Consider the following 14,420-nt stretch of genomic DNA (forward strand, 5'->3'; position numbering starts at 1 on the left):
TTCCCCGCTGGTTCAGCTCCACGAGCAGTCGCCTGCCCAGTGAAAAACATGGCGGAACCCTACGCCCGGCGGACGTCCACGAAGATCGGATTCCCGTAGAGCCAGAGGTCTTCGAACGGATTCGACTGCCCGATCACGTCCGCGTTCGGCTCGATCCCGCCGGGCACGTGCTTCTTGCCGTCCGTGCCGCGCGTGCGCACGAAGAACGATTCGCGCACATTGCGGAAGGTGTGCCGGAAGGCGACCGTCCGCCCCGGAGCCCACCGCGGTTCGAAGGAACGCACCACGCGGGTACCCGGCGCCGTCTGGGTGTCGCGGTCGGCGGCGGGGCCGGTGACCGGTCCCGAGACGAGGTCGAGCCGCGCGAGCCGGGGGATCGTGCCGCCGCCGTTGGGCCGCGCCGCCAGTTTCGCCGAGACGACGACCGTGACGTCGGATCCGGGCCGGACCCGCAGCCTGCCGCCCATCGTCGCCGAGCTCCAGCCGCTGTACGCGCCGAACTCCAGTTCCTGCGCGAGCCCGCCGTGCACCACCCAGACGCGTCCCGCGCGCAGGCCTTCGAGCACACCTTCGTGGCTCCGGCGGGTCACGCCGACGACCGTGCGGCTGAACTCGGCGGGTGCGAAGTCCGCGTACGGCGGCAGAGTCTGCGGGACGCCGGTGTCGATCGGGTCCGGGTAGCCGCCGTGCTCGTCGTAATAGCCGTCCGGGACGCCCGGCCGGACGAGGGTGTCGCCGCGGTTGTAGTGCGAGTCGGAGTTGCTGGTGATCCACCACGGCTTTCCTTCGGCCAGCAGGGAATCCCAGAGCCCGCCGACGGTCGCGGTGCTCCAGTCGAATCCGCCGTAAGTGCGGTACGCCGACTCGGGGAAGCCCGGCCACGAGTTCGAACCGGGGGAGTTGCCGTACCCGCCGCGTGCGCCACCGCCGCTTCCGAGCGGTTTGGGGAAGCCGTCGGCCTGCGCGCCGGGCGCGCCCTCCATGCCGATCACGATGCCGGGTGCGGCGTCGCGCAGCGCGCGGATCTCGTGCGGGGCGATCCGGCCGTTGCGCAGCGGGTGGTTGATCACCACCACCGGCGCGTGGATCCGCCGCGCGCGTTCTTCGGTGGCGAGCCAGCGGATCGCCTTGACGGCCAGTGCCTCGTTGTCCGGGGTACCCGGTTCGGTCCCGGTCAGCCGCCAGTCGAAGGCGCGCTCGAACTCACGCAGTTTCGCGGCCTGGTTCGCGCCGGCCTGGAAGAACAGCGTCGCGTGCTCGGCGCCCGGCACGTTCCACTCCATCCCTTGCCACAACAGGAGATCGGGATGCGCGCGCTGCGCCGCCCGGACGGCGGCGTTCGTCCGCTCCACCGAAGACTTCTCGTGCGTGGCGTGGCCGTGATCGGTGATCACCGCCCAGTCCGCCCCGTGACGGCGGGCGCCGTCGGCGATTCCGTCCACTGTGTACATCGCGTCGTAGGAGTACTGGGTGTGGATGTGGTGATCGCCGACCAGCCACCGGTAGCGGTCCCGGCCGAAGAGGAGGCCGACGTCGATGCCGAGGTTCAGATCGAGGGCATCCGCCGGGGTGGCGGCGGCGAGGGGGGCACCCGCGGCCGCCGCGGAGACGAGGCCCGCGCGCTTGAGGAACCCGCGGCGGTCGACGCCGGGTTTTTCGCTGTTCACCGGCGGCACGCTAAAGAGCCTCGCTGAACGGGATGTGTCCGAGCGGCCAACGAACGGCGCCGTGTGATGATTGTCCCTGTGGAAGACGAAGGAAGCGGACCCAGAGCGTCGCGTCGATCGCTCTGGGTGCTCGGCGCGGTCGCCTTACTCATCGTCGTGGCCGCCGTGATCACGGCCGTCGTGGTGCTCGGCGCGGGGCCCGCCGCTCTCGTGGCGCAGCCCCGGGACACCGCGCCCGCCGCGCTCGGCGAACGTGAACTCTGCGGGATCGAGTTGGTCATGTACGTCGAAACCGACCAGGACCTGACCGCCACCGCGGAAAAGCTCCGGGAGGACCCGAAAGCGCGTCGCGTGCTGACCGAGACCAAGCAGCAGGCCTACGAGCGGTTCAAGGAGATGTTCGCGAACAGGCCGGAGTTGCTGGGGCAGACGAGCCCGGACTCCCTCCCGGCGGTCGTGCACCTCGTGCCCGTCGCCGGGACCGACCCCGAAGCGTGGGCGGCAGACCTGCGGCAGCGGTTCCCCGAAGCGGAGAAGGTCGACGTGCTCGACCCCGCGCCGATCGCCGCGCGGATGAAGGTCACACCCCCGCCCTGCCCGCCTTCCGGGGAACGCTGACCGCCCGCCTCCCCGGAGGATGGCCGGGGAGACGAGCTTTCCCGTGCAGGCACAGGATTTCACGAAAACGTAGCTGATTGCCACAAACTCTGCGAAAAACGCAAAAAACCACCGTCGGCGATCAGAAGATCGCCGACGGTGGCCTTTGAGCAGAGATCAGGAGAGCGGAACGCTCGCCACACCCGGCGCCAGGAACGGCTTGCCGTTGACCTTCTCGGACACCCCGGCCCGGTCCAGGTACGGCGTGATGCCGCCCAGCCAGAACGGCCAGCCCGCCCCGAGGATCAGGCACAGGTCGATGTCCTGCGCCTCGGCGACCACGCCCTCGTCGAGCATGATCCGGACCTCCTCGGCGATCGCGGCCAGCGCGCGGTCACGCACCTGCTCGGACGTCGACGGGGAGTCGCCGCGCTGCCAGAGCGCGTCCACCTCGGGGTCGACGGTGGCGTTGCCGTGAGCGTCCCACTGCCAGACGCCCTTCTTGCCCGCCTTGACGAAGCGGTCGAGGTTCTCGCTGACGGTGAACCGGTCCGGGAACGCCTCGTGCAGGGTTTCCCCGACATGCAAGGCGATCGCCGGGCCGACCAGTTGCATCAGCGTCAGCGGGGTCATCGGCAGGCCGAGCGGTTCCAGCGCCTTGTCGGCGACCTCGAACGGCGTTCCCTCGTCGACGGTCACCAGCACCTCGCCGAGGAACCGCAGCAGCAACCGGTTGACCACGAACGCGGACGCGTCCTTGACCAGCACGCTCGACTTCTTGAGCTGCTTGCCGAGCGCGAACGCGGTGGCGAGGGCGGCGTCGTCGGTCTTCTCCGCGCGGACGATCTCCAGCAGCGGCATCACCGCGACCGGGTTGAAGAAGTGGAACCCGACCACGCGCTCCGGATGCTTGAGCCGCGACGCCATCGCGGTGATCGACAGCGACGAGGTGTTCGTCGCCAAGATCGCCTCGGGAGAGACGTACTGCTCCAGATCGGCGAAGACCTGCTGCTTGACTCCCAGTTCCTCGAACACCGCCTCGATCACGAAGTCGGCGTCGGCGAAGGCGGACTTGTCGAGCGAGCCGGAGACGAGCGCCTTCAGCCGGTTCGCACCGTCCGGCGAAACCCGCTTCTTGGCCAGCAGCTTGTCGATCTCACCGTGCACATAGGACACCCCCTTGTCGACCCGTTCCTGGTCGACGTCGGTGAGCACCACCGGCACCTTGAGACGGCGCACGAACAGCAGCGCCATCTGGCTGGCCATCAGGCCCGCGCCGACGATGCCGACCTTGTTCACCTTGCGCGCCAACGACTTGTCCGGTGCGCCGGCCGGCCGCTTCGCGCGCTTGTTGACCAGGTTGAACGAGTACAGCCCGGCACGCAGCGTGTCGTCCATGAGCAGTTCGGCGAGGCCGTCGGTCTCGGCGGCGTAACCGCGGTCGAGGTCGCTCTCCCGGGCCAGCTCCAGCAGCTCGACAGCCTTGGTCGCGCCAGGGGAGGCGCCCTTGGTGCGTCCGTCCACGATGGCCTTGGCGCGGCCGATCGCGGCGTCCCATCCGGCACCGCGGTCGATCTCGCGGCGCGCCGGGGTGATCTCGCCGTTGACGACCTTCGCCAGCCACAGCAGCGACTGCTCCAGGTAGTCGGCCGAGCCGAAGACCTCGTCGACGATGCCGAGTTCCGCCGCTTGCGCGACCTTCAGCATCTTGTTCTGCGCCAAGGCGTTCTCGATGATCACGGTGACCGCGGCGTCCGGCCCGATCAAGTTCGGCAGCAGCTGCGTGCCGCCCCAGCCCGGGAACAGGCCGAGGAAGACCTCGGGGAACGCGATCGCGGCGGTGTTCTCCGACAGCGTGCGGTAGTGGCAGGAGAGCGCGAGTTCGAGCCCGCCGCCCATCACCGCGCCGTTGACGAAGCCGAAGGTCGGGACCTCGGTCTCGGTGAGGCGCCGGAACACGTCGTGCCCGGTCTGCGCGATTTCCCGTGCCAGCGCCGGATCCGCGACCGCTTCGACGCCGGAAAGGTCGGCGCCGACGGCGAAGATGAACGGCTTGCCGGTGACCGCGATCGCGGCGGGCTCGGCCGCGAAGGCGGTGTCGATCGCGGCGTTGAGGCTCACCAGGCCCTGTGGGCCGAAGGTGTTCGGCCGGGTGTGGTCGTGGCCGTTGTCCAAGGTGATCAGCGCGACCGGCTTGTCGAGGCCGGGCACCTTCACCAGACGCGTGACCGCGTTCGTGACGACCTCGTCGGGGAAGGCGGCTTTCGCCTGTTCAGCGGTGAAAGTCATTACTTCGCCCCCTCAGAGCCGTTGTAGGCCGGGTTCTCCCAGATCACGGTGCCGCCCATGCCGATGCCGATGCACATGGTGGTCAGGCCGTAGCGCACGTCGGGGCGCTCGGCGAACTGACGCGAAAGCTGCGTCATCAGCCGGACACCGGACGACGCGAGCGGGTGACCACAGGCGATCGCGCCGCCCCACTGGTTGACCCGCGGGTCGTCGTCGGCGATGCCGAAGTGGTCGAGGAACGCGAGCACCTGGACGGCGAACGCCTCGTTGATCTCGAACAGGCCGATGTCGCCGATCGACAGGCCGGTGCGCTTGAACAGCTTCTCGGTGGCGGGCACCGGGCCGATGCCCATGACCTCCGGCTCGACACCGGCGAAGGAGTAGCCGACGAGCCGCATGCCGATCGGCAGGCCGAGTTCGCGGGCGGTGTCCTCGTCGGCGAGCAGTGCCGCGGTGGCGCCGTCGTTGAGACCGGCCGCGTTGCCCGCGGTGATCCGGCCGTGCGGGCGGAACGGCGTCTTCAGTCCGGCGAGCGTCTCGAGCGTGGTGCCCGGGCGCGGCGGCTCGTCCTCGGTCGCGAGACCCCACCCGAGTTCCTTCGAACGGGTGGCGACCGGGACCAGCTCGGGCCCGATCTTGCCGGTCTTGACGGCCTCGGCGTACTTCTCCTGGCTGCGTGCGGCGAAGGCGTCGGTGCGCTGTTTGGTGATCGCCGGGAACCGGTCGTGCAGGTTCTCCGCGGTCTGGCCCATCACGAGCGCCGTCGGGTCGACGAGCTTGTCGGCGATGATGCGCGGGTTCGGGTCGACACCCTCGCCCATCGGGTGGCGGCCCATATGCTCGACGCCCCCGGCGATGGCGATGTCGTATGCGCCGAAGCCGATGCCGCTCGCGGTGGTGGTGACCGCGGTCATCGCGCCCGCGCACATGCGGTCCAGCGCGAAACCGGGCACGGACTTCGGCAGGCCCGCCAGCAGTGCGGCGGTGCGGCCGATGGTCAGGCCCTGGTCCCCGATCTGGGTGGTGGCGGCGATCGCCACCTCGTCGACGCGCTCGGGCGGCAGTTCGGGATGCCGCCGCAGCAGTTCACGGATGGCGTTGACGACGAGGTCGTCGGCACGGGTGCCGGCGTACATGCCCTTCTCGCCTGCCTTGCCGAAGGGCGTTCGCACCCCTTCTACGAAGGCGACATTGCGTACCGACCGCGCGTTCGGCGCGAGCGGTGGTGCTCCTGCGGCCACGAAATGCTCCTGAAGTAGAGGTAGTCCTGACCGAACCCTAGCCCTGGTTACCCATCGGTAACCAGGATGGTGGCCCGGTCGGGTGGGGGAAGGCACACTCCCGGGTGCGCCCGGGTCGGCCGCTTGGCCGATCCGGGGCCGGTGGGGAAGTTGCTATGTTCGAAGTGATCAGGGGGAGGGATCACGATGAACTCGCCGGGGCAGGCCGTCACCCGCCGTGTGCTGCTGGGGATGGCTGTCCTCGTGCCGCTGGCGGCGTGCACCCGCGGAACGCCGCCCGCGCCGCCGCCGCCCCCTCCGCTGCCCCCGTCTCCTGCCACCCGGCAGTTCCACGACCGGCTGATGGAGCTGGAGAAGAAGTTCGACGCCAGGCTCGGCGTGTACGCGCTCGACACCGAGGGCGGCGGCACGGTCGAACACCGCGCGGACGAGCGCTTCGCGTTCTGCTCGACGTTCAAAGGTGTCGCGGCGGCCGCCGTCCTGCACCGCAATCCGTTGTCGCATCTGGAAACCCGGGTCCGGTATTCGCGGGACGAGCTGATGAAGCACGCCCCGATCACCGGGCAGCACGTGTCCACCGGGATGACGATCCGCCAGCTGTGCGACGCCGCCGTCCGGTTCAGCGACGGCACGGCGGGCAACCTGCTGCTGCGCGACCTCGGCGGCCCCGCGGAGCTGACGGCCTTCGCGCGCGGCCTCGGCGACACCGTGACACAGATGGACCGGCTCGAACCGGCGATCACCGAGGCCACACCCGGCGATCCGCGTGACACCACGACACCGCGGGCGTTCGGCACCGACTACCGGAAGATCGTGCTGGGCGACGCGCTGCCGGACGACAAACGCGACTTCCTCCGCGACCTGCTCCAGCGCAACACCACCGGCGCCGAGCGGATCCGGGCGGGGCTGCCGTCCGGCTGGACCGTGGCCGACAAGACCGGCACCGGCGAGCACGGCACGCTGAACGACATCGCCGTCGTGTGGCCGCCGGACAAGGCGCCGATCGTCGTGGCGATCATGTCGAGCAAGGCCGCCAAGGACGCGCCGTACGACCAGGCGCTGCTCGCGGAGGCGGCGAAGTACGTAGTCGAAACACTCACGTGATCGGGTGAGTTCCGCCTTCAAGCACGCGAGATCGCCGTCCCAGCACGGAAGTTCGGCGTTCGAGCACGACTAGGACTAGTTGCCGGTGGCGCTGGGAAGCAGGGCGGGGCAACCGCCGGTGATGTACGCCGGGTCGTACTCGAAGTGCCACTTCTCGTTGTCGTAGCGGCGGCACCAGCCCAGCGCACCGCCGTTCTTGTCCACCCACGACGCCGAATTCAGCGGCTGGATGTCGACGGCGATTCCCTTGACGTGCATGGACGTCTCCGGCTGCAGTGCCCACTTCTTGGCCTGCTCCACCGAGCCGAACCGCTCGACGGCCTTGTCGAACTCGCGTTGCTGCTGGCTCCGGCTGCGCTTGCCGTCGTTCACGCACAACTCGACGTTCTGTGCCTTGGCCTTGGCGCGCAGGGCATTCCACGCCTCGATCACGTCCGGGCGCATCCCGGTGGTCGCTTCGTCGACATACCGTTTGTCGACGGCGCACGTCGGGCCGTCATCGGGCCCAGGGACCTCTTCGAGGATCGCGAGCGCCTGCCCGTTCACCTGCTTGACGGCCACGCCGGTGGCGCCCAGCGTCACCATCGCGATCCCGGCGAGCCCGAGCGCCACGAGGACGCTGATCACGGTCCTGCGGCTGGAGGTCACTGTGGTGGGCACCACTCCGAAGTTACCTCTCGGCCGGTGGGCCGCCAGGGTTTGTGACCTTCTTCCCAGAATGCCGTCGGAAGCCAACCAAACCGGAAAAGCGCTGATGAGCAGGGGTTCGTGCAGGCCATGGGCAAGTACGCGATCCAGGTCCGCCCTAACGCGACTTACCACTCACGTCACCTGGACCGAACAGGCAGTTTCGCGTGTCGTCCATCCCGTCACGTGAAACCGCTCACGACGCGCTCCTCATCGGCCCAGATAGCCCACCCACCCGCCGTATCCCGTGATGTCCTCGGCGCCTTCGACCGCCATGGGTTCGCAGACGAACCCGGACACCTCGCTTCCGTCGGCCAGCCGCACCTTCCCGATCGCCAGCGGTGCGGGGACGCCCGCCACGAACTCGCCGAAGCCGGCGAGCGGCAGGTCCCACACCTCGGCCTCGATCGGTTCGCCGCCCGACGCGGCCCGGACGAGGCCGGGTTTGGGCGGCACGGTGTCCAGCGCGTAGAGCCGGTACTCGGCCGCCGTCGGCCCCGCCGAGACGAACCGGCCTCCGCGCGAGGTCAGTTCGTGGTTCAGCGGCTGCCCGCGCAGATGGGCGCCGACGACGGCGATCCGGGTCCGCCGCGGGACCAGGCGGGCGACGTCGGCGAGGATCCGGTCGGCGTAGGCGGCCCCGACCAGCATCACCCCGAACGGCAGCCCGCCGACGGTTCCGGCGGGCACGGCCAGTGACGACAGGCCCAGCAGGTTGGTCGAGTTCGTGAACCGGCCCAGCCGGGCGTTCACGCCCAGTGGGTCGGCCTCGACTTCGGCGATCGTCGGATGCTCCGTCGTCGTGGGCAGCAGGACGCAGTCCACAGTGGACAGAATGGCCGAAGTCTGCCGTGAGAGACCGTCGAGTGTCGCGAGGTCGGTGAACAAGCGGTGCGCCGGGATGTCCTTGGCCGCACCGATGATCCGCCGCACGGCCGGATCGACCACGTCCGGACGCGCGTCGACGAACTCGCCGACCGCCGAATACCGCTCGGCCACGAACGCGCCCTCGTACAGCAACCGGGCCGCGGCCAGGAACGCCGATATGTCGACAGGGACCAACTCGGCCCCGGCCTCGCGGAACGACTCGGCCGCCGCGGAGAACGCCTCGGCCCAGCCATCCTGCAAAGGGCCGCCCAGCGAGGCGGGCACACCGATCCGGAAAGGACGGTGGACCACCGGAAGATCCCGTGGCTCACTGAGACACGCGAACGCCGTCGAGGCCTCGTCGACCGTCCGCGCGAACACGGTCACGCAGTCGATGCTCGCGCAGGCGGGTACGACACCGGTCGTCGGCAACAAGCCTCGGGTCGGCTTCAGCCCGACGATGCCGTTGAACGCCGCCGGAACCCGGCCGGATCCGGCGGTGTCGGTGCCCAGCGCGAGATCCGCGATCCCGAGCGCCACCGCGACCGCCGAACCCGAACTCGACCCGCCCGACACGTACGCCGGGTCGATCGCGTTCCGCACCGCGCCGTACGGGCTGCGCGTGCCGACGAGTCCGGTCGCGAACTGGTCCAGATTGGTCGTGCCCAGGATCAGCGCGCCGGCCGCGCGCAGCCGCGCCACCACCGGCGCGTCCTCGTCCGGCAGGTAGGCGTACTCGGGACAGGCCGCCGTAGTCGGCAGCCCGGCGACGTCGATGTTGCCCTTGATCGCGGCGAGTTTTCCGTACAGCGGCAAGAGCTCACCCGCCGCACGGCGGGCGTCCAGTTTCTCCGCGTCGGCGAGCACCTCGTCCTCGGGCCGCAGGTCGATCCAGATCTCTGGCCGGTCGACCCGCGCGATCCGGTGGTACGCGGCGCGCACCCGCTCCAGCACACTCATCCCGCGCTCCTTCCCAGAACCACCAGCGGGGTGCCGGGGGCGACCTGGTCACCGGGGGAGACGAGCACTTCGACGACCTCCCCGGCGGACGGCGCGGGGATCCGCGCCTCGGTCTTCATCGCTTCGAGGATCACCAGTGTCTCCGCCGAGTCGACCTCCTTGCCTGCCTCGACGTCCACCCGCCACACGGTCGCGGCGAACGGCGCTTCGACGACGTGACCGCCGGGCGGAGCCTCGATTTTCGTGGTCGGGACCTTCGCTCCGGCAGGCTCGGGACGAGGGTCGAATTCGCCCGCCGCCGCCCAGGCCCGCCGCTCGGTCTCGAACGCCGAACTCTGCTTCGCGCGGAACGAGGCGATGTCAGCGGCGTTGTCGGCCAGGAACCGCTCGTGGTCGGCCAGCGCGAACTCGCCGTCGGTGATGTCGAGTTCCAGTTCCCCCGCCGAACTCCGCGCCCGCAGGTCCAGCAACTCCTCCGCGGACACGGGATACCACGAGATCCGGTCGAAGAACCGCAGCAGCCACGGCGAACCGGGCTCGAACGAGCCACGCTGCCGCCAGCCGCTCCACACCTGCACGGTCCGTCCGACGAACTGATACCCGCCGGGGCCTTCCATCCCGTAGATGCACAGGTACGAGCCGCCGATGCCGACGGAGTTCTCCGCGGTCCACGTCCGCGCCGGGTTGTACTTCGTGGTGACCAGCCGGTGCCGCGGATCCAGGGGAGTGGCCACCGGCGCGCCGAGATAGACGTCGCCGAGTCCCAGCACCAGGTACTCCGCGTCGAACACCGTCCGGTAGACGTCGTCCACACTGGACAGACCGTTGACCCGCCGGATGAACTCGATGTTCCACGGGCACCACGGCGCGTCGTCGCGCACGCCCGCCATGTACCGCTCGATCGCCTCACGCGTCGCCGGGTCGTCCCAGGACAGCGGCAGCCGCACGGTCCGGCTCGGCACGACCAGATCGGCGGTCCGCGGCAGATCGTGCTCCACCTCCTGGACGAGCCCGAGCAGTTTCGGGACCGGCAGCGCGTCCGGGTCGACATGCACCTGGAGCGACCGGATGCCCGGCGTCAGGTCGATCACGCCGTCCAGGCCTTCCGTCGCCAGCCTGTCGGCCAGTGCGTGGACCCGCATCCGCAAGGCCAGGTCGAGTTTCATCGGCCCGTACTCGATCAGCAGGTTGTCGTCGCCACTGCGCCGGTAGGTGACCTCGGGGTTCTCGTCCGATGTGGACAGACGACCGAGGATGCCGCCGTCGTCGATCGGCTTCCGGCTCGCCTCGACCGCCTTGCCGGGTGCCTCGCGCAGCGAAACCGCGTGCCCGGTGGTGATCGGCACGAACCGGACGGTGTCACCCGGCCGCAGCTGGCCGAGCTTCCAGCGCTGCCCGGTCACCACGGTGGCGGGGCAGACGAAACCGCCGAGGCTCGGCCCGTCCGGGCCCAGCAGGATCGGCAGGTCGCCGGTGTAGTCGACGGCACCGATCGCGTACGGCGTGTCGTGGATGTTCGACGGGTGCAATCCCGCCTCACCGCCGTCTTCCCGCGCCCACCGTGGCCGGGGCCCGACGAGCCGGACGCCGGTCCGCGCGGAGTTGAAGTGCACTTCCCAGTCGGTGGCGTAAAACGTCTCGACGTCTTCCGGAGTGAAGAACTCCGGCGCCGCGTGTGGTCCTTCGGACGCGCCGATCTCCCAGTGCGTCCCGAAAACCGGTCGTTCGGACTCGAAAACCGGCCCGAGGACGTCGTTCTCCGGAAGCGGGCCGGGGGAGAGGGCATCGCCGGTCGCCAGCGCGCGTCCGCCGTGCCCGCCGAAGCCGCCCAGCGTGAACGTCGCCGCGCTGCCCAGGAACTCCGGCACGTCGAAGCCTCCGCGAACGAGGACGTACGCGCGGAGCCCGGCCGTGCCGGTCCCGACGTCCAGCACCCCGCCCGCGGGCACCTCGACCGGTGTCCACTGAGGAACGGTCGCGCCATCGACGGTCACCTGCGACGGAGACCCCGTGACGCAAACGACGGCGTCGTCGGTGAACCGCAGCGAAACACCGTCCACAGTGCACTCAAGACCGGGTGTGCCTTCGGGATTGCCCAGCGCGCGGTTGCCCAGCCGCAGCGACAGATCGTCCATCGGCCCGCTCGGCGGGACACCCACGTGCCAGAACCCCAGCCGTCCAGGCCATTGCTGGACGGTGGTCATCGTGCCACCCCGCAGGACCTCGATCCGCGGTTCGGGATCGAGGATCGCGTCGAGGGTCGCGGTGTCGTGCGTGACGTCGTGCAGCCGCTGATCGGCGGCCACCGCGCGCAACTGCCCGAGGTTCGTGCGGACGCCGTCCACCCGGCTCTCCCCGAGCGCGGCGCCCAGCGCTGCCAGCGCCTCGGCTCGGTCCGCGCCGACGGTGATCACCTTGGCGAGCAACGGGTCGTAATGCGTCGTCACCGTCGTGCCAGCCTCGACCCAGGTGTCCACCCGGGCCTCGGCGGGGAAATCGGCGCGGGTCAGCAGGCCCGCGCTCGGCCGGTGCCCGGCGGCCGGATCCTCGGCGTAGACCCGTGCTTCGACCGCGTGCCCGCGTGGCTCCGGCGCGACGGCGAACATCCCGGTGTCGCCGTCGGCGAGCCGGAGCATCCACGCGACCAGGTCGATTCCGTACACCGCCTCGGTGACCGGATGCTCGACCTGGAGCCGGGTGTTGACTTCTAGGAACGCGGTCTCTTCGCGGTCCGGGTCGTAGATGAACTCGACCGTGCCCGCCGACCGGTAGCGCACCGACTTGCCGAGGTCGACCGCCGCCGAGACCAGGTTCTTCCGCACCGCTTCGGGCAGCCCCGGTGCGGGGCACTCTTCGAGCACCTTCTGGTTGCGCCGCTGGAGCGTGCAGTCCCGGGTGCCCAGCGCCAGCACCTCACCCGCGCCGTCGCCGAACACCTGGACCTCGACATGCCGGGCCCGCGTCACCAGGCGTTCCAGGAACACGCCCGACGTCGAGAAGCTCTTCGCCACGATGCTCCGCACCGCGTCCCAGGCCTCCCGCAACTCCCCGGCCGAAGCGCAGGCACGCATGCCGATCCCGCCGCCACCGCCGGTGGCCTTGAGCATCACCGGGTAGCCGATCTCGGCTGCCGCGGTTTCGGCGTCGGCGAGGGTGTCCAGCAGCCCGGTGCCCGGCAGCAGCGGGACACCGGCCTCGACGGCCTTGTCGCGCGCGGTGTGCTTGCTGCCGAAGACTTCGAGCTGGTCCGCGGTGGGACCGGCGAACCGGATCCCGGCCGCTTCCGCCGTCCGGGCGAAAGCGGCGTCTTCGGACAGGAATCCGTAGCCGGGGTGGATCGTGTCCGCCCCGGTCTTCAGCGCGGCTTCGATGATCGCGTCGCCGAGGAGATAGCTTTCCCTGGCGGGCGCGGGGCCCAGCCGGACGGCCTCGTCGGCGAGCCTCACGTGTGCGGCGGTGCGGTCCGCGTCGGAGTGGACCGCCACCGTCGCGATGCCCATCTCCTTGGCGGTCCGGATGATCCGGACCGCGATTTCCCCCCGGTTGGCGACGAGCAGTTTCACGCGTCACCGCCGGTGACGATCATTCTGACCGGAGTCGGATCGAATCCGTTGCACGGGTTGTTGATCTGCGGGCAGTTCGACACCAGCACCAGGACGTCGGTCTCGGCACGCAGTCCGACCTCCATGCCGGGCCCGGAGATGCCGTCGACGATGCCGAGCGTGCCGTCCTGTTCGACCGGCACGTTCATGTACCAGTTGACGTTGCTGACCAGGTCCCGTTTCGCAAGGCCCCATTTCGCGCCCTCGGTCAGGAAGTTCTCGACGCAGGCGTGCTGGTACCGCGTGTGCTGGCCGTAACGGAGGCTGTTCGACTCCTTGCTGCACGCGCCGCCGATCGTGTCGTGCCGCCCGCAGGTGTCCCCGACGACGGTGAGCAGCGGAGCCCCCTCGCCGGTGCGCAGCACGCTGCCGGTGCTGAGGAAGATGTTGCCCTGCGCGGCGATCGTGGTGGCCGCGCTGTACCGCTTGGCCGTGTCGGCGGCGTCGTAGCACAGGAAGTCGACGGCCTGGTTGCCGCCGAGATCGATGATCGCGAGGGTCTCGCCCTTGCGGAGCACGGTGGAGTACGGGGCCCGCGCGGCGACCTCGGTATCGGAGATGATGGTCATGCCAAGCCCCTTGCGGTGAGGTAGTCGGCGGTGTTCTCGAAGGCGCGCTGGGCTTCGGGCGACGCTGTCCATTCAGGACTGTCCGGAGTGGACGGTGTGCTGCGCTGAGCGAGGACGCGCAGCGGAGTGACCGTGTAGTCCGGGCGCGGGTCGAGCGGGTGCGCCACGTTCGCGATCAGGACGACGACCGGGAGTTCGGTCCGCAGGACCACGGATTTCCCCGGTCCGTCCGAGCCGGTGAACGTCAGTCCGCCGTCTGTCTCCACGTGGATGCCCTGGAAGAAGGACAGGCTCGGCGGCAGATCGCGCGGGGTGAGGCCGTGCTTCGCGGCGGCCAGCGTGAACAGCGCGTTCCCGGACGGCGAACCGCCCTGCGGGCCGCCGTCGCCGTAGCGTTCCGCGTTACCGTCCACAGTGGACGTCCCGCACAACGCGTCGTGCTTGCCGCTCTCGTCGGCGACGACCGTCGCGAGCACCCGCGCCTGATCGGAAAGCAGCGCGATCGCTTCGCCGAGATACGCGTTCCACTGGACCTTCACGGTGTCCGCGACGTTCAGCCGCTCCCACGGCTGATCGGCGTTGAACAGCAGCAGATGCGCGCAGGCGTCGCCATCGAGGTCGGTCAGCCGCAGTTCGGTGCCGCGTGCGAGGACCTTGTGGGTGTAGCCGCCGCCGGCGACGGTCTCGGCCCAGACCAGCTTCGCCGGGTCGATCCCGGGTGGCGGATCCGGCCAGGTGGACGCCGGGATGGAGGGCATCGCTTCGGTCACCGTGCCCGCTTGGGCGCGCGCGTGGTCGCGAGCGCCGTACGTGGTCGATGTCGTGCTCATGGAACCT

At 70.0% G+C, this 14,420-nt stretch carries 10 protein-coding genes; 2 read left to right on the plus strand and 8 right to left on the minus strand.

All coding sequences use genetic code 11. From position 1 onward, the window contains the following. Positions 1-59 precede the first annotated feature (59 nt). Positions 60-1,667, minus strand: coding sequence for a CehA/McbA family metallohydrolase domain-containing protein (locus tag BS329_RS24470; protein WP_076163784.1), 1,608 nt, complete (start codon positions 1,665-1,667; stop codon positions 60-62). 156 nt (positions 1,668-1,823) lie between these two features. Here BS329_RS24470 and BS329_RS24475 point away from each other — a divergent pair, with 156 nt between their 5' ends. Further along, the gene (locus tag BS329_RS24475) at positions 1,824-2,285 is read left to right on the plus strand and encodes a permease-like cell division protein FtsX (RefSeq protein ID WP_143253182.1); all 462 of its coding nucleotides are present in this window, start codon (positions 1,824-1,826) and stop codon (positions 2,283-2,285) included. A gap of 156 nt (positions 2,286-2,441) precedes the next feature. Here the strand turns inward: BS329_RS24475 and BS329_RS24480 are convergent, their stop codons facing one another. Both BS329_RS24480 and BS329_RS24485 read right to left on the minus strand, forming a co-directional pair. Next, positions 2,442-4,553 carry a 3-hydroxyacyl-CoA dehydrogenase NAD-binding domain-containing protein gene (locus tag BS329_RS24480; protein ID WP_076163595.1) on the minus strand — a complete coding sequence of 704 codons (2,112 nt, stop codon included), beginning with the start codon at positions 4,551-4,553 and terminating at the stop codon, positions 2,442-2,444. Further along, positions 4,553-5,794: a thiolase family protein gene (locus tag BS329_RS24485; RefSeq protein WP_076163596.1), complete on the minus strand. Its 1,242-nt coding sequence runs from the start codon at positions 5,792-5,794 to the stop codon at positions 4,553-4,555. Before BS329_RS24485 ends, BS329_RS24480 begins: the two co-directional genes overlap by 1 nt. Before the next feature lie 186 nt (positions 5,795-5,980). On the opposite strand from BS329_RS24485, the gene bla reads away from it, so the two are divergent. Further along, positions 5,981-6,898 carry a class A beta-lactamase gene (bla, locus tag BS329_RS24490; RefSeq protein WP_076163597.1) on the plus strand — a complete coding sequence of 306 codons (918 nt, stop codon included), beginning with the start codon at positions 5,981-5,983 and terminating at the stop codon, positions 6,896-6,898. Between the two features lie 75 nt (positions 6,899-6,973). Here bla and BS329_RS24495 read toward each other — a convergent pair whose 3' ends face one another. From BS329_RS24495 to BS329_RS24515, 5 genes are all read right to left on the minus strand, one after another. Then, complete coding sequence (locus tag BS329_RS24495) at positions 6,974-7,561, minus strand: D-alanyl-D-alanine carboxypeptidase family protein (RefSeq protein ID WP_076163598.1); 588 nt, start codon at positions 7,559-7,561, stop codon at positions 6,974-6,976. Between the two features lie 234 nt (positions 7,562-7,795). Next, the gene (atzF, locus tag BS329_RS24500; RefSeq protein ID WP_076163599.1) at positions 7,796-9,412 is read right to left on the minus strand and encodes an allophanate hydrolase; all 1,617 of its coding nucleotides are present in this window, start codon (positions 9,410-9,412) and stop codon (positions 7,796-7,798) included. Then, positions 9,409-12,975 (minus strand): urea carboxylase, encoded by a 3,567-nt coding sequence (gene uca, locus BS329_RS24505; protein WP_076163600.1) that lies wholly within the window; start codon positions 12,973-12,975, stop codon positions 9,409-9,411. The genes atzF and uca overlap by 4 nt, the downstream gene beginning before the upstream one ends. Continuing rightward, positions 12,972-13,583 carry an urea amidolyase associated protein UAAP2 gene (locus BS329_RS24510; RefSeq protein ID WP_076163601.1) on the minus strand — a complete coding sequence of 204 codons (612 nt, stop codon included), beginning with the start codon at positions 13,581-13,583 and terminating at the stop codon, positions 12,972-12,974. Before BS329_RS24510 ends, uca begins: the two co-directional genes overlap by 4 nt. Continuing rightward, positions 13,580-14,413, minus strand: coding sequence for an urea amidolyase associated protein UAAP1 (locus BS329_RS24515; RefSeq protein WP_076163602.1), 834 nt, complete (start codon positions 14,411-14,413; stop codon positions 13,580-13,582). Before BS329_RS24515 ends, BS329_RS24510 begins: the two co-directional genes overlap by 4 nt. Positions 14,414-14,420: the final 7 nt, after the last annotated feature.

The organism is Amycolatopsis coloradensis (assembly GCF_001953865.1).
In the GTDB taxonomy this organism is placed as follows: Bacteria; Actinomycetota; Actinomycetes; order Mycobacteriales; family Pseudonocardiaceae; genus Amycolatopsis; species Amycolatopsis coloradensis.